Source organism: Halovenus anhuiensis, assembly GCF_037080055.1.
GTDB lineage: Archaea > Halobacteriota > Halobacteria > Halobacteriales > Haloarculaceae > Halovenus.
This window is the reverse complement of the sequence record NZ_JBAOJI010000002.1, coordinates 448,433-467,001: the sequence shown is the minus strand read 5'-3', so window position 1 is coordinate 467,001 and position 18,569 is coordinate 448,433. Positions and strand designations below refer to the sequence as shown.

Sequence of the window (18,569 nt, the reverse complement as noted above, 5' to 3'; positions counted from 1 at the left end):
CCCTCTACAGACCCCAGAGGTCCAGATCAGTTACCTCGTCGTGTTCCCGTTCGAGCGTGGTGTCGAATTCTCGGACCCAGAGTTCGCCGGCGAAGGTCGTCGCGGTGTCGAGATGGCCCGCGACGGTGCTCCCGTCTTCGCGCGAGAGCGCGACGTGGGTGTGTGCGAAGCGTTCGTCCTCCAGCCACGAGATGTTCCCCACCGCCGGGGCAACCTCGAAGGGTTCGTCGAACTCGATCGGTTCGTACTCCTGTGTGTCCTGATCGTAGAACAGAAGCGTCGCATCCTGCACCGCACCGAGACCGAAAAAGAAGGCGGCATCGATTCCTTCGCTCTCGGCGAAGTCCTCGATCTGTCCGCGCCAGTCCTTGCCGTGGTCGAGGCGTGCCACGTACTCACGGGCACCCTGAACTTCCTCGTAATCCATGTTGAGAACGGAGGAGAGCAACGCCCAAAACTGTACTGGTACTGGCCACCCGAGGACCAAACGTACATACGGGCGATGTGAGTACACACAGCCATGGTTCGACGGTATCTCGCCGGTGTAGATCGGAAATATCTCGTCGCAGGACTCGTTGCTGGCGGTGTCCTCGCTGCGGTCACGACGCTGCTGGCAGCCCTCAAATTCGGCGTGATCAAACGGCTTCCACTGATCGGCCCCGACCCAGCGCACCTGATCGAAGTCCGCAACGAACGGGCCGACGCTCACGAGGTGGGAATCGAATACGCTGTCGACGGCGAGGGGATGACACACGGCCCGTGGCGGATCAAGCCCGGCGAAATCTGGGGCGTCCGACGAGTCACCGATCCCGGAACACTCTCGGTAACGGTCACTGTCGACGGCGAAGAAAGACTGCAGGACACCCACAAAACACCGATTCCGGAGGAGGGGTCGTCAGCGGTTGTTATTACACTGCACGAGGGTGGGTTCGTCACGTCGTCGGTGCGCTTCGACGACGAGCGGCCGGAGTAGGGGGCTCAGGCGCTCGCGTCGGCCGGTTCTGCGACTGCTTCGAATTCGTCCATCGAGAGGACGACTCGGCCGGAGTCAGACTCCGTCCGTTCCTCTGGATCGAATTTCAGATCGTACTCGTGCCAGTCGCCGATCCGAGCCGTCTCGTCGAGAATCTCTCGTTCGCTGAAGCCGGCCTCGCTCTCAGTCACGACGACGGTCCGCGAGGCGGGCGAGGACGGCGACAGTTCCAGTTTCAGGCTGTAGGTGTGCCAGTCACCGAACCGTGCCGTCACGTCCAGTACGTCGCCTTCCTCGAAGCCTGCGACCGAGTCAGTCAGTTCGTAATTGCTTACTCTCATTGTAGTTAATCCTTAGAGATGTAGGCATAAAAGAGTTATTTGGGATGATAGACCGGGACAGATTGAATGTGTGTGAACTTCGAGCACGCAAAATAAAACTATTGTCCACCTAGAAGTACTATATAGATCCGTCGGGGTCCAGGGGGAGCGAACGCTGGCGGCGAACGGTAACGGTTTTGCAACGTCGCGGCAAACGAACAGATATGTTAAGCAGGCAGTTCGTCCGCGAGAACCCCGAGGAAGTCCGAGAGGGTCTCAGACTGCGGGGCGACGACGAGACGGAACTGGACGAGATTCTGGATATCGACGAGCGCTGGCGGGAACTGAAATCCCGCGGTGACGACCTGCGTCACGAACGCAACCAGGTCAGTAGCACCATCGGCGAACTCAAACAGGAGGGCAAAGAGGAAGAGGCCCAGGAGGCCATCGAGCGCTCACAGGAACTGAAAGACGAACTCGAAGAGATCGAAGACGAGGCCGCCGAACTGAAAGACGAACTCGATCAGCGCCTGCTCGAACTCCCGAACGTCCCGCAGGACGATGTCCCGCCGGGCGAGGACGAGAGCGACAACGAGGAAGTCCGTCGACACGGCTTCGACGAGTTACGGGAACTACCGGAAGAGGTCAGCCCGCACTACGATCTGGGTGAGGATCTGAACATTCTGGACTTCGAGCGCGGCGCGAAGGTCAGCGGCGGTGGGTTCTATTTCCTGAAAGGCGATGCCGCCCGTCTCGAACACGCGCTGATCCAGTTCATGCGCGACATCCACCGCGAGCAGGGCTACCAGGAAGTGTTCCCGCCGATTCCGGTCAGCAGCGAGTCGATGACCGGGACGAGCCAACTCCCCAAGTTCTCGGAGGACGCCTACCGGATCGGCGACCGCAACGAGGCCGAGTACGACGACGACGACCTCTGGCTCTGTCCGACCGCGGAGGTGCCGGTCACCAACATGTACCGCGACGAGATCATGATGGCCGACGACCTGCCGATCAAACACCAGGCCTACACGCCGAACTTCCGCCGGGAAGCCGGCGAACACGGTACCGAGACGCGCGGACTGGCTCGCGTCCACCAGTTCAACAAGGTCGAACTCGTCAACTTCGTCGAACCGGAAGAGAGCGACGAGCGACTGGACGACCTTGTCACCGAGGCCGAGGAAGTGCTGAAACGACTCGGACTACCCTACCGCGTCGTCCTGCTCTGTGGCGGCGATCTGACCTTCGCCTCTGCGCGCACCTACGATATCGAGGTGTGGGCCCCGGCCGACGACATGGACCACGGCCCCGACCGCGGCGGCCGCTGGCTGGAAGTCTCAAGTGCCTCGAATTTCGAGGAGTTCCAGGCCCGCCGCATCGGCCTGCGCTACCGACCGGAGCGACACGAGTCGGCGGAGTATCTGCACACCCTGAACGCGTCGGGACTGGCCCTGCCCCGCGTGATGGTCGCGCTACTCGAATACTACCAGAACGACGACGGCACTGTGACGATTCCCGAGCCATTGCAGCCGTATATGGGCGGCCAGGAGGTCATCGAAGGCCACGATCCAGTCGGCGAGGCCGCTGTCGGTGCAGGAGAAAAGGAGTAACGGACTGCCTGTCGGTCGGGGACCGATTTTTACTACTCGATCAGCACAGTGGCATCAGCCATCTGCTGATCGTTCAATCGCGTTTCGACGGTGTACTCGCCGGGTTCGTCCGGGTTGTTCACGTCGGGATATTCGATCATGACCACGTCGCCGGTCTGGAGGGTGTAGTTGGCATCCATCGTCACGTCGAAGGAGTAGGCGTTGTTGTTGACGCCGCTGACCACGCCTTCCTCGAAGCCGCGGTCGATTTCCCCGTCGTCGTCGGTGTCGATACCGAGGAGAATCTCGTCGTGCTGGGCCGCTTCGACGGTGAAGTTCTCGCGGGGATAGGTCGCGCCGATTGCGTCGAGTTCCTGACCCGCGACCGACTCGTTGACTTCGATTCCGACCGCGTAGGAGACGTTCTCGGCGGCAGTCGTGCTGTTATCGGTATCGACGCCTTCGTCAGCAGTCGAGGAGGGATCGGGTTCGTCGCTCTCTTCGGGTTGATCGTCACTGTTCTCTTCCACGTCGGGTTGGTCGCCGCCAAGGCCGGAACAGCCAGCGAGGGCGATCAGGGCGACAACGCCGAGGACGAGCAGTTTCTTCCTCACGCAACAGGCTGAGGAGTTCCGAGGGGTATGTCTTGTGGCCTGTATACGTATGTACCTAGATACCACACCCCCGCGGAAAAGGTAGATTATTACCCTCCGGTTCCTGACTAGACGTATGAGCTACGATACGGTACGGGACGTGGACCCGGCCGTTGCCGATGCACTGACCGCAGAGCGCGAGCGCCAGAACGACACGCTGGCGATGATCGCGAGCGAGAATCACGTCAGCGAGGCGGTGATGGAGGCCCAGAGTTCGGAACTCACCAACAAGTACGCCGAGGGCTATCCGGGCGAACGCTACTACGCGGGCTGTGAGCACGCCGACACCGTCGAAGAGTTGGCCATCGAACGCGCCAAGGAACTGTGGGGCGCAGAGCACGTCAACGTCCAGCCGCATTCGGGGACGCAGGCGAACATGGGCGTCTATCTCGCCGTCCTCGACCCTGGCGACAAGATTCTCTCGATGGAACTCGAACACGGCGGTCACCTTTCACACGGTCATCCGGCGAATTTCACCGGCCAGACCTACGAAGTCGAACAGTACCAGGTCGACGCCGAGACGGGCTACATCGACTACGAGGGACTGGAGGAGACTGCCGAGGAGTTCGATCCCGACATCATCGTCTCGGGCTACTCCGCATACCCGCGAGATATCGAGTTCGAGGAGATCCAGCGCGTCGCCGACAACGTCGACGCCTACCACCTCGCCGACATCGCTCACACGACCGGGCTCGTGGCGGCGGGCGTCCACTCCTCACCAGTGGGCGTCGCCGACTTCGTCACCGGCAGCACGCACAAGACGATCCGCTCGGGCCGCGGTGGCATCATCATGACCACCGAGGAATTCGCCGACGACATCGACCCCGCGGTGTTCCCCGGCGGACAGGGCGGCCCGCTGATGCACAACGTCGCCGGCAAGGCCGTCGGCTTCAAGGAGGCACTCGAACCCGAGTTCCAGGAGTACGCCGAACAGGTCGTCGACAACGCGAAAGCGCTGGGCGACCAACTGCAGGAACACGGCTTCTCGCTGGTCTCCGGCGGCACGGACAACCACCTCGTCCTGGTGGATCTGCGTGACTCCCACCCCGATACCACAGGAAAAGAGGCCGAAGAGGCCCTCGAAGAAGTCGGTATCGTCCTGAACGCGAACACGGTGCCGGGCGAGACGCGCTCTGCATTCAATCCCTCGGGCATCCGTGCGGGCACGCCCGCGCTCACGACCCGTGGCTTCGACGAAGAAGCCTGCCGCGAGGTCGCGGATCTGATCGCCCGCGTCGTCGACGACTACGACGACGAGGATGTCAAGAGTGAGGTCAGCGACCGCGTCGACGAACTCACCGACGAGTTCACGCTGTACGACTGATTCACGGTCCCTTTTTGAAACGGTCGCCGAGGTCCCGGAGCACCATTCCCGCGCCGATCACGGCGAAGATGGCGGTACCGACGATCATTCCCAGCCGTGCCGGCCTGAGCGTCGGAAACGGAGTAAACCGGCCGAGCATCGAGAGAACGACCGCTACGAGCCAGCAGAGATACAGGCCGACGGCAGCCTGACGCAGGCGAACGATCACGGCTGTGGCAGACATGATGATCTCGATCAGTGCTCTGTGTTTGCAGACACGTACAACTGAGGAATAAATACGCCAGACAGGTTTCTCGTTCAGCAACGTGGCCTCGGAGACAGTCGGACGCCCACACCGGGCGGTGGCTCTCTGGAGTCAGTGAAAGTGGGGGAAAGGGGGAAATTAAGAGGGGGAAAGAGAGGGGGGTGGGGATCCGTTAACGGTGGGGCAAGGTGATACTGTTCCGGGCAGGCACCGGGGGGGAGTGATGCCCGCGCCGGACAGCTCCCGCAGGCGGAAAGAGTGTGGGGGGAAGGGGGGGATGTCCACATGAGTTGACCCGCCACACGGGAGCCGGTGTGCACCTCTGAGTTGGTTTGGCCGTGATCCGGGGGGTTGGATACTGATCGGCCGTCACCACCACCGCCATCATATCGTATGCGGGTATCAACTATAGAAATGTTCGCTAAGATGTAAGAGCCAGTCGCCGAAGGGGGCTAAACATCTAGAAAGGGCGGATCAGCCGCGTCAGGCACACCGGCTCAGTCTTCGTCGAGCATCGCTGCGTAGAGCCTTCGCTGTGCCTCTCGCAGGTGGTGAGTGACGGTCGGCTGGGAGAGATCCAGCAGGTCGGCGAGTTGCTCGCCGGTCGTCTCCCGCGGTGACTCGAAAAAGCCACTCTCGTAGGCCGTCAGCAGCACCTCGCGCTGGCGGTCGGTGAGTCGTTCCTCCAGCGCAGTCGCCATCGCGGCCCCCTCGGCCTGCGTGCGCTCGACATCCTTCCGGGAGAGCAGTTCAGTTTCGGGGTACTGCTGGCGGACGCGGTCGAGAAACACCCGCACGTCGATTTCACGGGAGAGGCGAACGAGCGCGCGGGTCTCGCCGGCCTCGGCGACGACGTTTCTGGGGATCGCACCACAGTCGAGCAGTGTCGCGGCGACAGTCTGGCCGGACAGCGTCGCGCGGAACAGTTGTTCGCCGCCGCGCTCGATGTGGGTCAGCGATTCGACAGTGACGAAGTCCGTCTCAAGCGCCATGATCTCCTCGACGGGCGGATCGTCCAGCGCAAAGAGGACGCGGGCGCTACCGCCGGGTTCAGGCGTGATCTCGCGGTACGTGACCGGCTGGCCAGCAACCGTCGCGACGGCGTTCAGGAAAGTGCCGGGCGTCTCGATAGCCAGTTCCAGTTCGGTGAGCTGTTCGGCCAGCACGCCTTGGCTCGTCTCGACGGCGTTGATGGCATAAGCGACGGTGCGTGCGAGCTGTTCGAGCACCGACTGGACTGGCTCCTCGAAGGCCCCCGGTTCACTGGCGTAGACCGCGAGGACGCCGTAAGTCGTCTCACCGTGGACCAGCGGCACCGCGGCGGCCGACTGGACGCCCCGGTCGGCGGCCTGTCGCGCCCAGTCGTAGGCCTGGAGACGGTCGGTCACGTCTTCGACGGTGACGATATCGCCGGTCCGTGCCGCCACCACCGCCGGGTCGCCGTTGCCGAACTCCAGTGCGACCGCATCGAGATAGCCGTCGATATCGCCAGCCCACGTCGACGGTTCGACGACGGCGTCGTCCGGCGGGACGCGACCGATCCACGCGAAGACGGTCCCGTCGGCACCAGCGATCTGTTCGCAGGCCCGCCGTTCGAGTTCGGCCCGCGTACTCGCCTCACCGAGCAGACCGACCGTGCCGCGGAGCAACGAAAGCGAGTGTTCGAGTTGGTCGACCCGCTCGGCGCGAGCGGCCAGTTCGCGGTCACGTTCGCGGATGCCCGCCCGGCCCGCGACCCGATCCAGCGCCGCCTCGGTCGTCGTCGCGAGCAGGCCGATCAACCGGCGTTTCTCCTCGCCAAAGACGCCCCGCTCCGGCGAGGAAACGATAAAGACGCCGTGTTCGCCAAGCGGGATCAACAGCGTACTCCGGGCATCCGTCTCCGGATAGGCGATGTGCTCGGATTCCCGGATATCGTGATAGAACTGCGTTTCGCCGGTCGCGTAGGCCTGCCAGGTGGTCGCGTCGGGCTGGCCCGGCCCGAATTCCGTCACCTCGCCGTAGTAACTCAGTAGTTCGTCGGTCGTCGAGGCGGGCGCGAGGATGTTGCGGTCGTCGTCGAACAGGAAGATCCCGATCCCTGGCGGTTCGAGCACCTCGCTGGCGGCGTCGACGACGGCGTCCGTGACTTCCTGTTCGGTCTCGGCGGCGAGCAGATCCTGTGTCGTCTCGTACAGCGAGGTGAGAATTTCCTCGCGCTCGCGGCGTTTGACCGCAGCGATGGCGTAGCCAACCGTCTCGCCGAGCTCCTCCAGAACGTCGAGTTCCCGGTCGGTGAAGGCGTTCTCGAAGGGCGCGTAGACGGTGATCGCGCCGTAGGATTGGTCCTCGTAGACGATCGGAATCGCGACGGTCGAGCGAACGCCGCTTTCGAGCGCGGCCTTTTGCCACGCTGCCTCGCCGAACTCGCCGGGATCGGCGATGTGTTGCATCGCATAGACAGATCGATCCTCGATTGCGCTGGTCGCCGGACAGGTCTCGACAGTTTCGGCGTCGGTCGGCGTGATTGTCTCGACGTACTCGTCGGCGGGGCCAGCCCACGCCTCCGGCTCCAGCCGGCCGTCGATCAGATCGACGGCGATGGCGAAGCGATACCGGTTCGAGGAGGAGAGGTGTTCACAGACCGCCTCCACGATCTCGTCGCGACTCTCGGCACCGAGCAGTGCCTGATCGACGCCGCGGATGATCCGGTTGATGTGATCGAGTTGAGCGAGTTCGTTGCGCTGCTCGGTCAGGCGCGTCTCCCGCTCGACGTCTTCGGTCACGTCGTCGAAGGTGAGAATCGCCTGTCTGACCTCGCCGTCTTCACAGAGGGGGACGCCGTCCAGCGCGATGGTCCGGCGTTCGCCGTCAGGTCGTTCGATGACCAGCCGCTCGTCGAGTACTTCCTCGCCGTCTTCGAGAATCCGGGTGATCGGATACTCCTCGGGGTCGAGTTCCGTTCCGTCGGGCGTGAACAGGCGGATCTCTTCACGGGTGAAGTGGGCGCCTTCGAGGGAGGGCTCGGGTGCGCCGAAGATCCGCGAGGCCTGCTCGTTGGCCCGGACGATGTGGCCGTCGGTGTTAATCGAGACGATGCCGACGGGACTGATTTCGAGAATCTGCTCGATGAGATCACGTTCGGATTGCAGAGCCTGTTCGCGCTCGACCCGTTCGGTGATGTCCTGAATGTATCCGCGGACGTTGTAGGAGTCGCCGCCGGTGTCGATGGCCTCTGCCTGCAGGTGAACCCAGCGTTCCTCCCCGCCAGCGGTGATGACCCGTGCCTCCGTGCTGAACGGTTCGCCGGTCTCCTCACACTTGTTGACGAGTTCCGAGATGCGCTCGCGGTCGTCGGAGTGATAGAATTCGAGGACGTTCTCCCGGGTCGGTTCGAGGTCCTCGCTCGCGCCGCGGATCCGCCGCGCACCGTCGGACCAGAACAGCGTGTCCGCGTCGGGATCGGTCTCCCAGACGCCGACATCCCCGAGCCGTTCGGCGTTCGTGAGCAGTTCCCGCGTGCGCTCGAGTTCGGCCTCGCGCTCGCGGCGGTCCCGAACGTCCCGGGAGACGCCGACCCAGCCAACAACGGTGTCGTTCTCACGGATCGTAGAGATCCGCGCTCGGCACGGAATCGTCGGCCCCTCGCGGGGGTCGAACTGGAGGTCGATCGTCGTCACGTCCTCGACCTCGCCGGCCAGTTGCTGGCGGCCGAGCTGTTCGCCCCGCCGCAGCGACTCCTCGTCGAGGAACTCGGAGATGTGTGTCCCGATGATCTCCTCGCGGTCGTAGCCGAGCAGTTCGGCGGAGGCCTCGTTTGCTTCGACCATGTAGCCGTCCAGATCGACCTGATAGATCGCATCGCCGGCGGTATCGAGCAAGGTTTCGTACCGTTCGAGCAACGACTGCCGCTGCTGGGCGAAAGCCTCGCCATCGGTCGCCGCCTCGATCCGTCGTCGGAGCAGCGTCGTCGGTGTCTCCTCGCCCGTCGACTGGAGCACATCCGTCGCGCCGGCCTGAAAGAGACGGTCGGCGAACTGGCTGTCGCGCCCGCCGGAAAAGGCGATTACCGGGAGTGTCGAGCGAGCACGCCTGATCGCTCGAATCGTCGCGAGCGTCTGCTCGTCGGGAACACCCGCTCCGATGAGAACGCACGAGACTTCGTCCGAGAGTCGCTCGGGAAGTTGGTCGGGTTCTGCCGGCAGTGAAACCGTCGTCGTGTCCAGATCGAGTTCGGCCTCCGGTTGCGTCGCTGTAACATAAACAACTGTCGCCGCCTCCGTCGATGCGTGCATTCGGTGGACACCCCTTCCGTTCACCCGCTGGTGAACCTTGTTACTGGGATATCACTATGCCCCGCAGCTACATAAAGTTGTAATTATCACCACGAGATGGAATCCGGGACGTTCAAGACTCGCGGCCGCCCTGTATTCGACATGACCGAACTAATCGACGGTGAGGCAATCGCCGCAGACATCCGCGAGGAGTTACAGTCGGCTGTCGACACGCTGGCCGACAGCGGCCACCGGCCGACTCTCGCGACGGTGTTGATGAGTCCGGATCCAGCGAGCGAGACGTACGTCTCGATGAAACAGAACGACTGCGAGGAACTCGGGATCAACGCCCGCGATATCGAACTCGATATCGACGAACCCGCCTCGGAACTGTTCGACGTCATCGACGACCTGAACGCCGACGACGATGTCGACGGGATTCTCGTCCAGTCGCCCGTGCCAGAGCACGTCGATTACCGCGAGGTACTCGAACGGATCGATCCGATGAAAGACGTCGACGGCTTCCACCCCGAGAACGTCGGCCGCCTCGTCGCCGGCTATCCGCGATACAAACCCTGTACCCCACACGGCATCCAGAAACTGTTGGAGGCCGAGGGCGTCGATACCGAGGGGAAAGACGCAGTCGTCGTCGGACGGTCGCGAATCGTCGGCAAGCCGATGGCGAATCTCTTCATCCAGAAAGCCCCTGGCGGGAACGCGACGACGACAGTCTGTCACTCCCGGACCGAGGACCTGGCCGAGAAGACCCGCGGAGCGGACATCCTCGTCGCCGCGACGGGCATCGCGGAGTTTATCGACGGGTCGATGCTCTCCGACGGTGTCGTCGTGATCGATGTCGGGATCAACCGCGTCGACGCGGACACCGAGAAGGGGTACGAACTCGTCGGTGACGTGGACTTCGAGAGCGCCAAAGAGAAAGCGAGTGCGATCACCCCCGTGCCGGGCGGTGTCGGTCCGATGACCCGAGCGATGCTTCTGTACAACACGGTCAAGGCGACGAGTCTACAGGAAGCTATCGACGTCGAACTGCCCTAGTCGCTGGCACTGGCTGACCGACAGGGCTCCGTCGGCCGGGACTGTGGTTGCAGCCGGATGATCGGCGTCGGCCGGTCGGTACAGACTGTCACGGTGTAGCCGTGATAGAAGAATTCGACGCGTGTCCCCGTCGGACTGTCTGCACCCGACCCGACGAGCGCATCGAGGGCATCCGGATCGACGACAGAATGTAGTGGTGGGAGTGTCTGCTCTGGACCGGTATTGGCGTCGGGAACGAGCGCCGTCTCAGATTTCTCGCCGACCAGTTCGATGACTTGTTGGCTTGGAGACTCATCGGTAGCAAGTTCATAGACCGATACAGATTGTCCGCTCAAATCGTCCTCTGACATCCTATGTAGTTACACGAGTCATTACACTCAATTCACGTGTTGCATAGGAAACCCTATTAAGTCGGGTCAGCTGTGTTTACTGTCGTGATAGAGGATGCTCTGTTCGATGAGCGCGCGGTAGCCCCGGCGGAGTCGAGCGGCCAGCGCCTGTCGGGAGATATCGATCTGTTCGGCGAGCGATTCGAGATTCGTCTCACGAGGGTCGTCGTAGTAGCCTTCGAGATAGGCGAGTTCAAGCGCGGCGCGCTGTTCGGGAGTCAGACAGTGAACCGTGCCGACGCTCAGTTCTGAGAGTGAGGAGATCTGCGCCAGCGAGACGGGAATGTCCCGGCGCTGGCATTTCTGCTGGAACGAGGTAAACGCAGAGCGGTCGGTCGCCCGGAGCTCGAACAGCCAGCCGTGCGTCGAACCGCTCGCGGACAGAACCGTCACCTCAGTCCGAGCGAGAACTTCCATGAGTCCGAAGTAGTTCGGATCCCACTCGGTCTGAAAGAGCGCCCGCCCGTCGGCGTTGTCGAGTAACTCGACGGACTGAATCTCCTCGTACGTCTCGAACGAACGCAGAATGTCGGCCACCTTCCCGTTGGGCGCGTCCAGCCAGAAGTACGGCAACATCATATCGTGTGTCGGAACGACACAGTCGAGTCGCAACCGGACGGTCGGATACTCCTCGAAGATCCGCCCGAGCGGGAACCCCGTCGGCGGCAGTGTGAATTCAGCGGTAGCCGTCACACTGTATCTGTGTGAGTATCTGTAATGAACGGCGGGGGTCAGGCGGGATCGAATCGGAGCTGCACAGTCGTGCCGTCGTCGGTGTTGAACTCGATTGTGGCGTTCGAGTACTCGACGACACGGTCGACCATCCACAGCCCCGCCCCGCTGCCGTGTTCGAGCGCGGACTCGCCGTGTTGATCGAGAATTTCGAGTTCTTCCTGCGGCACCCCCGGCCCGTTGTCGGCGATTTCGACGACGGCCGCTCCCTCTGTCTTGGAGATGGTGAGCGCGACCGAGACCGCACTGGCAGGGATCTCGGCGTGTTCGATACTGTTTTCGAGCAGTTGTTCGATAGCCGTCGGAAGGGCAGGATGGGCGATAACGTGAGGCACGGAGTCAACCTCGACGGTGATCTCGGTGTCGGGGAATTTCTCGGTGATCCGGCCGAGCGCGTGGTCGACGACCGCAGGGAGCGAGAGCGTCGTCGTCTCGCCGCTCGAATCGACTATTTCGCGCATCTTGCGGGCGTTCTGTGCCGTATTCTGGAGATCCTCGCAGTGTTCGATAATCGCCTCGGCGTGCTCGGTGACCTCGGGATAGTCGGTCAGCGCCACCGCGTGCCCCTGGATGACGTTGAGATCGTTGCGCAGGTTGTGCCGGAGCACTCTAGCGATCACCTGATCGAGCAGATCCCGCTCGTGGCGGTGGCTGACCAACCGCATCGCCGTCTCGACGTTCGCCGCCAGCGTTTCGAGCAGGCGGCGCTCGGACTCGGTGAAACTCCCCTGGCGTGTCGAGGCAGTCGCGAGGACCCCGAAATCCCCCAGTGGCATAAGGATCTCTGACTTGAATGGTGTGCCCTCGTTGTATACGTTCTCGTGAGCCGAGACATCCCCGACGAGTTTCGTCTCACCCTGATCGAACGCTCGCCAGGCGATGCTATCGTCGCCGGAGAACGTGGGGATCTCCTCGACCAGATCGAGCGCCGCCTCGGTCGTCGCAATGGGATCGAGCGCATCGCTCGCCGCGTCGTACCGCCAGATCGCCGACATCGGCATATCCAGCGCCGCCGGCAGTTGGTCGAGGACGGCCCGAGCAGCCTCCTCGTGATCGTCGGCATCGAGGACGCGACGAGTGATCGACTGAATCTCAGCGAGGCCCCGCTCACGCAGTGCTCGGTCTAGAGCCACCTCGACGACGACCGACAGCAGTTTGGCGACCTGAAAATCCGTCTCGTCGAATGCACCCGGCTGTTCGGTCGCCATCATCATCACGCCGTGTTCACCCAGCGGCAAGAAGAGCGCGCTGCCGTGTTTCTCTCCGCAGGGAACGCTCAGTTCGCAGTTCGCGAGATCCTCGAACCAGCGCGGGCCAGATCGGAACACTTCCCACGCGACGCTACCCTCTTCTGTGTATTGCTCCCAGTTGCCGGAGGTGTCAGTCCCGGAATCAACGGTCACGGTGGGAACGAGCGCTTCTGTCGCTCGGTCGTAGCGGTAGACGGCCGCTCGCGAAAAGTCGAGGAGTTCACGGCCGGCGTCGAGCGCGTGGTCACAGATCGTCTCGGTATCTGTGCTTCCGAGGATGGCTCGGCTCTCGTCGTAGAGCCACTCGAACCGTCGCTGCCGGGCCTTGTTGTCGGTAATGTCGACGAAGATCCCGACGTATTCGTTCGAGGCGTCGGTGTTGACGGGGACGGCCCGCAACAGGAAATCGCGCGTGCCGTCCGCCGCCTCCCGGGTAATCTCCCGGACCACCGGCACACCGTGGGCGAGTTGTGCGTCGATTCCCCCGGCCTCTGTTCGCTGGATGTCGCTGTCGGGAACGATGAGATCGTTGACACTCGCACCGACCACCTCGGCCTCCTCGAACCCGAACACCTCCAGAAAGGTGTCGTTGACCCGGCGAACGATCGGTTCCCCCTGGTCGTAGACGGCGGTAACAATCGGTTCCTGAATCGCGTCGAAGATGGCCTCGAACCGGTCGCGTTCCGCCCGGAGGCGATCCGACTCACGGGCGTTCCGGCAGGCGGCCGCGAGTTGTTCGTTGACCGCCTCGAGTGCAAGCGCCGTCTGTCTATCGAGACCGCCGGCGAGCAGTAAGACACCGAACTCGGGTAACTCCAACAGCCAGTAGTCGGTACCATCCTCGGCCTGGCCCGAGAGAGGAAACGAGTCCCGCTCCCCGGCCGGACGGCGCTGTCTGTCCTGGAGATGCTCACGGGCGTGTTCGGAGACTGACTGCTCGCTCGCGTCGGTGGGAACTGCTGCGGTCAGGGTGAACGAGTCGCCCTCGCGAGTCGACTGTGCAAACACTGCGGCCACCGAACACTCGAGTTGCTCGACGTACGCCAACAGTGCTTCCCGGGCAGTATCAGCGAGACGCTCACGCTGGCGGATGGCGAGCGAAATCTCGTACAACGCCTCGGTTCGCGGCTGTTCGGTTGTCATATCAATCTCCCCCCATTCGACAGTCGCCAGCGATCACTGGCTGTCAGCAAAGCAGGCGTTTCAGTGTACGTCTTTTGTCGGGAAGTATAATGATTGGGTCAGCCACGACGTGTGTCGTCGCCGCTCACCGGACCTCGGCGTCGATGCTGTCCATCGCCCGAGCGAGCGCGGATTCGTCATCCGTGCGGAGGTAAGTCCCCAGATCCTGGACGGTGCGTACGAGTCGGTCGGCCTCGACCGGATCCACGTCGCCGTCGAGGGCATCGATGCGCTTTCGCTGTGTGGTGATCCACGAGAGTACTTCGTCGACGGCCTGTTCGCGCTCGTCGTAGCTCCGCCGGAGGTCGGTCAGATAGGCGTCGACAGCGGCCGTCGCAGCCAGCCCCCGTTCGGGACGGAAGGCATCGGGCACCTCCGCGGCAGGAGGCCGTTCACCCTCGGCGACCCCGCGGAGCAGCGAGAGGAAGTACAGTTCCTCGTCGGTGCTGATCTCCAGCAGACGACCGAGCGTCCGCCCGACTCGGCGGAGTTCGCAGGCTCCGACGTACGTCTCAGAGAGTGGTTGGAGCGAACCGGCGTCGATGAATCCGACGGTTCGGATGTAACTCGCCGCCTCCTCGGCCGCGCGCTCGGCGAGTTCCCGTGTCGGAGCCGTTTCGATGTCGGCCATCACCCCAGTCAGGTCCAGTTCGGCCGTCCCGGCCGTGTGGGGCTTGCGCTCGTCGACGCCGACGCTTTTCAGCGACCCACACTCCGGGCAGGCGATTTCGCCAGTCTCGTAGTACGACCACCGGGCCCCACAGGCCGTACATTTTCGGTTGCCGCGGATATCCATACCAGTAGTTGCCGGCCCGGATTCATAGAGATTGCGAGGCGGATACCCGACCCTTGAGGTCGGGGAGGAAGTCGACACTCGATGACACAAACCACACGCGATGGTAGGGCCGACTCCCCCACACCTAAATAAATAATTTCAAGTATTTTTAACTATACTAATGAAGTATGGAGGTCGTCAGGAACATCCAGCTGAAGCTCGACGTTCCCAAGGACGCTCACAGCGTTCTCGATGCAACGTTCGAGCAATTCCGCCAAGCGGCCCAACACGTCGCTGACGCTGGATGGAATGACGACCCCACGGAAATCGAGGACACGAAGAACACGCTCCATGAACAGACCTACACTACTGTTCGGGAGCAGACCAGTCTGCAAGCCAGCCTCGTCCAGTCTGCCCGCAACCTCGCCGCAGACGCACTCGCCAACTGCAAAGACCGCATCCTCGACGACGGCAAGAAAGCCAGCAAGCCCGAGTTTCGCGGGAACGTTGTCGTGTACAACGGTCGAACCATCACGTACAACGACGACCACGTTACCCTTGCCACCGTGGAGGACCGCGTGACAGCCGAGTTCGTCACACCCAACGACGAAGACGGCACTCCGTTCGCAGAGTATTGGACGGATGACTGGGAACGTAAGGAAGCCACGCTCCACAAGCGGGACAGCACGTACTACCTCCACGTCGCCGTGAAGAAAGAAGTCGGCCCTGCTGATTTTAGCGATGGGCAGACCGAGAACGGAGTGGTTCTCGGCGTTGACCTGAACGTGGACGGATACCTCGCTGTTACCAGTACGGGAGCGTTCCTCGGTAATGCAGACTACCTCAACCACAAACGCGACGAGTACGAGCGTCGGCGCGGCAACCTGCAACAGACGGGCACTCGTTCCGCCCATCTCACCATCAAGAGCATCGGGTCACGGTTCGCTCGGTGGAGCGCGGACTACCTCCATCGCGTGTCGAAGAAAATCGTTCAGGAGGCCGTGGAGAACGACTGCACAGCGATTGCATTCGAGAACCTGACGCACATCCGCAAGCGCATCTCGAACGCCAGTAAGTTCCAGCAGTGGGCGTTCCGTGAACTGCAACGCCACGTCGAATACAAGGCAGAAGAGTACGGCATCAACGTGGACGATGTTGCACCTGCCTACACGTCACAGCGGTGCAGTCACGGCGAGTGCGGATTCACCCACGAGGACAACCGTGACGGGGATGAGTTTGAGTGTCTGAACTGCGGGAAGGAACTGCACGCCGATTATAACGCCGCTCGGAACATCGGGTGGCGTCTTGTCCAGCACTGGCTCAAGTCTGGTGCTGGACGGGCCACCAGTCAACTGGCCCTCAAGTCAGGGGCTGTGAACGCGAACGGCCAATTCCGGCCTTCCGAGTTGCTCGGATAGAGTGGGAGTCCACTAACAAGCCACGGGGTCGTACGAGAGAGCTTTACTCTCTCGTGATGACGAGATGACTTGGCGTCTCGAGCCACTTGACCCTGAGGCGGTTGACATATCCGGTCGTCCACGACCGGTCAACGAATCGTGCCGCTGAACGAAACGTTTTGATGTATTCAGTCGTACACAGGAGTATGCGAGATGAAGAGGAAATCCGCGAGCAGTACGAATTTCTCACCGAAGAACTCGAATCCGAGGATATGGATCACGAAGGCGTGAGACAAATGTTCACGTACTACAAGCGGGCGATTGGCTGGGTGCTCGAAGAAGAGCACATGTAACCTGGCGAAGAAGAGTCGACCGCGGCCATTACATTTAAGCCTCTGCCTCTAATTGTTCCACATGACGCTTCGTCTGGAGGGCCGAAGCGTCAGCGGGGACCAATTCAGGGCGGCAAGCGCCTGCGCGTTTTTGGCGCGGGCGCTTTCCTTTCCGTTTTCACAGTCAGTAGCCGCGGCCACAGTATTAAGTACGATTGCTCGAAAGAGGTGGTAATGATTGAATCGGGAGAGGACGCGCCGTCATTTACGTTACCTGCGGTGCGGGACGGCGAGATTGAGACTCTCGACCTCAATTCGTTTCTCGGCAGTGAGGTCGTCATTCTGGCCTTCTATCCTGGCGATTTCAACCCCGCCTGTTCGGGGACGGAGACCGGTCTCGACGAACTCGATCTGTTCACCATGCAAAAAGACGTACAGGTGCTGGCGATTTCGGGCGATAGCGTCTACAGTCACCAGGCCTTCGCCGACCAGTACGATCTGCACATGCCGCTGTTGTCCGATACCGACGGGACGGTCGCAGCGGCCTACGGGGTAGCCGTCGACGACGAGCAGGCAGGTCACCTCGCGAAGCGAGCGGTGATCGTCGTCGATCACACTGAAACCGTCCAGTACACGTGGGCGAGCGAGAACCCGGGACGGGTTCCGAGGGCCGAGGAAATTCGGAGTGCCGTCGAAGGAATCGGCGACGACGAGACCGCAGAGTCGCGGTATCGCGTGGGTTACGCCCACTATATGGAGGGGCGGCGGGCCTTCACGAGCGCGATGAAAGCCTACGAGAGCCAGGAGTGGATGATGGCCCAGACGGATTTCACACAGGCTGGCGAGGAGTTCGACGAGGCCGGCGAGGAGTTCAACACCGCGGTCAGGTTCGCCGAGCGTGAGGAGACCCGGACGTATTTCGAGCGGGCCGAGCAAAAGTCCGAGTCGCTGTGGCGGGCGGCCGACTGGCTGGCCGAATCTGCCAGTGCCTTCGCCAGCGGCGAGGGCGCCAAAGGGGACTCCCTTCGCAGGGACGCAGAATCACCCTTAGAGACCGCCCGAGAGCTACACGAACCGCCCGAGCCCGACGGATTCCCGCCCGAGGAGGATCCTGCCGAACAAGACGACGAAGACGAACCGATCCACCCGCTGGCCGACGAGGACGAGCCAGCGCCCACCCTCGATGCCGATATCGACGACGAATTGGACGACTCCCGAGTAGACGAGGAGTCCGTGACCGAAGCCACAGAGCAGACGGCCGAAGCGCCAACGAACGACCAAACAGACCAGCAAGTGGCAGACGCTGCCGGTCAGCCTGACGCCGGAGATGCCGCCACAGAGCAAGCGGACCCCGGTTCCGAGAATGACTCTGAGGACAGTGCCGACACTGAAACAGCGACGGAGATCGACGACGAAGAACTCGAAGAGATCACGGCCGAACTCGAAGAGCAAACCGAGGCGGCGGAACTGTCCGATCCGGAGCCAGACGACGACGGCATCCCCGACGAACCCGGGATTACCCGGGACGACGCCGACGAAGAAGAAACCGAGACGGACGAAGAGGTCGAACTCGAACTGACGGATCCAACCGAGGGAGAAGACGAGGACGACGAGTCCCTCGACGACGAGAAACCAATCGACGACGAGACCGGCGATCATGGGGTTCCGGATTCACTATGAGCGGAGAAAGAAGAGCCGACGGCGAGAACGTCGTCCGAGCGTACTACGAGAGCCTCGACGAGGGCGCGTACGACCGCCTCGAAGAGCACCTCACAGCGGCGTTCGTCCACGAGCGACCGGAGATGACTCTCTCCGGCCGCCAAGAGTTCGTGAGGTTCATGCGAGACGAGCGACCGAGAACTGACACCAGCCACCCCATCGAAACGATCTATCGGGCGGGAGAGGAGACGGAGCTGGCGGCGAAGGGACGACTCGTCGCCGACGGAGAGACGATCACTGGCTTCGTCGATCTCTTTACGCTTGCAGATGGTCGGATCGACCGGATCGAGACGTACACCGACTGAGCGAGAGATGCGAATTACGACGACCGAACGCCATATTTCAACCCCGAGTGTCCTAATCAAAAAGTAGCCTCAGAGCGGC

Annotated in this window: 17 protein-coding genes; 8 read left to right on the top strand and 9 right to left on the bottom strand. The window is 62.2% G+C overall.

The features are described 5' to 3' along the window. Window positions 1–4: 4 nt before the first annotated feature. A complete protein-coding gene (locus V8P86_RS08200) occupies window positions 5–427 on the bottom strand; it encodes a PPC domain-containing DNA-binding protein (protein ID WP_336326767.1) in 423 nt (140 codons plus the stop codon). Between the two features lie 93 nt (window positions 428–520). Here V8P86_RS08200 and V8P86_RS08195 point away from each other — a divergent pair, with 93 nt between their 5' ends. Continuing rightward, window positions 521–973 carry a hypothetical protein gene (locus tag V8P86_RS08195; protein ID WP_336326766.1) on the top strand — a complete coding sequence of 151 codons (453 nt, stop codon included), beginning with the start codon at window positions 521–523 and terminating at the stop codon, window positions 971–973. A gap of 5 nt (window positions 974–978) precedes the next feature. Here V8P86_RS08195 and V8P86_RS08190 read toward each other — a convergent pair whose 3' ends face one another. Continuing rightward, window positions 979–1,314 carry a hypothetical protein gene (locus tag V8P86_RS08190; RefSeq protein WP_336326765.1) on the bottom strand — a complete coding sequence of 112 codons (336 nt, stop codon included), beginning with the start codon at window positions 1,312–1,314 and terminating at the stop codon, window positions 979–981. 203 nt (window positions 1,315–1,517) lie between these two features. Here V8P86_RS08190 and serS point away from each other — a divergent pair, with 203 nt between their 5' ends. Next, a complete protein-coding gene (gene serS, locus V8P86_RS08185) occupies window positions 1,518–2,900 on the top strand; it encodes a serine--tRNA ligase (protein WP_336326764.1) in 1,383 nt (460 codons plus the stop codon). A gap of 32 nt (window positions 2,901–2,932) precedes the next feature. On the opposite strand, the gene V8P86_RS08180 is transcribed toward serS, so the two are convergent. Further along, a complete protein-coding gene (locus V8P86_RS08180) occupies window positions 2,933–3,493 on the bottom strand; it encodes a hypothetical protein (RefSeq protein WP_336326763.1) in 561 nt (186 codons plus the stop codon). 115 nt (window positions 3,494–3,608) lie between these two features. Here V8P86_RS08180 and glyA point away from each other — a divergent pair, with 115 nt between their 5' ends. Next, window positions 3,609–4,856 carry a serine hydroxymethyltransferase gene (gene glyA, locus V8P86_RS08175; RefSeq protein WP_336326762.1) on the top strand — a complete coding sequence of 416 codons (1,248 nt, stop codon included), beginning with the start codon at window positions 3,609–3,611 and terminating at the stop codon, window positions 4,854–4,856. A gap of 1 nt (window position 4,857) precedes the next feature. On the opposite strand, the gene V8P86_RS08170 is transcribed toward glyA, so the two are convergent. Both V8P86_RS08170 and V8P86_RS08165 read right to left on the bottom strand, forming a co-directional pair. Then, window positions 4,858–5,079 carry a hypothetical protein gene (locus V8P86_RS08170; protein WP_336326761.1) on the bottom strand — a complete coding sequence of 74 codons (222 nt, stop codon included), beginning with the start codon at window positions 5,077–5,079 and terminating at the stop codon, window positions 4,858–4,860. Window positions 5,080–5,597: 518 nt separating this feature from the next. Next, window positions 5,598–9,374, bottom strand: a complete 3,777-nt coding sequence (locus tag V8P86_RS08165; protein WP_336326760.1) for a GAF domain-containing protein — start codon at window positions 9,372–9,374, stop codon at window positions 5,598–5,600. Window positions 9,375–9,515: 141 nt separating this feature from the next. On the opposite strand from V8P86_RS08165, the gene V8P86_RS08160 reads away from it, so the two are divergent. Then, on the top strand, window positions 9,516–10,409 hold the full coding sequence (locus V8P86_RS08160) for a tetrahydrofolate dehydrogenase/cyclohydrolase catalytic domain-containing protein (RefSeq protein WP_336326759.1): 894 nt from the start codon (window positions 9,516–9,518) through the stop codon (window positions 10,407–10,409). Here the strand turns inward: V8P86_RS08160 and V8P86_RS08155 are convergent. From V8P86_RS08155 to V8P86_RS08140, 4 genes are all read right to left on the bottom strand, one after another. Continuing rightward, window positions 10,406–10,759 carry a HalOD1 output domain-containing protein gene (locus V8P86_RS08155; RefSeq protein ID WP_336326758.1) on the bottom strand — a complete coding sequence of 118 codons (354 nt, stop codon included), beginning with the start codon at window positions 10,757–10,759 and terminating at the stop codon, window positions 10,406–10,408. The genes V8P86_RS08160 and V8P86_RS08155 overlap by 4 nt on opposite strands. 66 nt (window positions 10,760–10,825) lie before the next feature. Beyond that, the gene (locus V8P86_RS08150) at window positions 10,826–11,491 is read right to left on the bottom strand and encodes a helix-turn-helix domain-containing protein (RefSeq protein WP_336326757.1); all 666 of its coding nucleotides are present in this window, start codon (window positions 11,489–11,491) and stop codon (window positions 10,826–10,828) included. A 38-nt stretch (window positions 11,492–11,529) separates the two neighbouring features. After that, window positions 11,530–13,923 (bottom strand): GAF domain-containing protein, encoded by a 2,394-nt coding sequence (locus tag V8P86_RS08145; RefSeq protein ID WP_336326756.1) that lies wholly within the window; start codon window positions 13,921–13,923, stop codon window positions 11,530–11,532. A 124-nt stretch (window positions 13,924–14,047) separates the two neighbouring features. Continuing rightward, a complete protein-coding gene (locus tag V8P86_RS08140) occupies window positions 14,048–14,758 on the bottom strand; it encodes a TFIIB-type zinc ribbon-containing protein (protein WP_336326755.1) in 711 nt (236 codons plus the stop codon). Window positions 14,759–14,925: 167 nt separating this feature from the next. Between V8P86_RS08140 and V8P86_RS08135 the strand changes: the two genes are divergently transcribed. The 4 genes from V8P86_RS08135 (at window position 14,926) to V8P86_RS08120 (ending at window position 18,490) form a co-directional block, all read left to right on the top strand. Next, the gene (locus tag V8P86_RS08135) at window positions 14,926–16,155 is read left to right on the top strand and encodes an RNA-guided endonuclease InsQ/TnpB family protein (protein WP_336326754.1); all 1,230 of its coding nucleotides are present in this window, start codon (window positions 14,926–14,928) and stop codon (window positions 16,153–16,155) included. Between the two features lie 185 nt (window positions 16,156–16,340). After that, window positions 16,341–16,487, top strand: coding sequence for a DUF8555 family protein (locus tag V8P86_RS08130; protein ID WP_336326753.1), 147 nt, complete (start codon window positions 16,341–16,343; stop codon window positions 16,485–16,487). 213 nt (window positions 16,488–16,700) lie between these two features. Further along, window positions 16,701–18,146, top strand: coding sequence for a redoxin domain-containing protein (locus V8P86_RS08125; protein ID WP_336326752.1), 1,446 nt, complete (start codon window positions 16,701–16,703; stop codon window positions 18,144–18,146). Next, the gene (locus tag V8P86_RS08120) at window positions 18,143–18,490 is read left to right on the top strand and encodes a nuclear transport factor 2 family protein (RefSeq protein ID WP_336326751.1); all 348 of its coding nucleotides are present in this window, start codon (window positions 18,143–18,145) and stop codon (window positions 18,488–18,490) included. The genes V8P86_RS08125 and V8P86_RS08120 overlap by 4 nt, the downstream gene beginning before the upstream one ends. Window positions 18,491–18,569 lie beyond the last annotated feature (79 nt).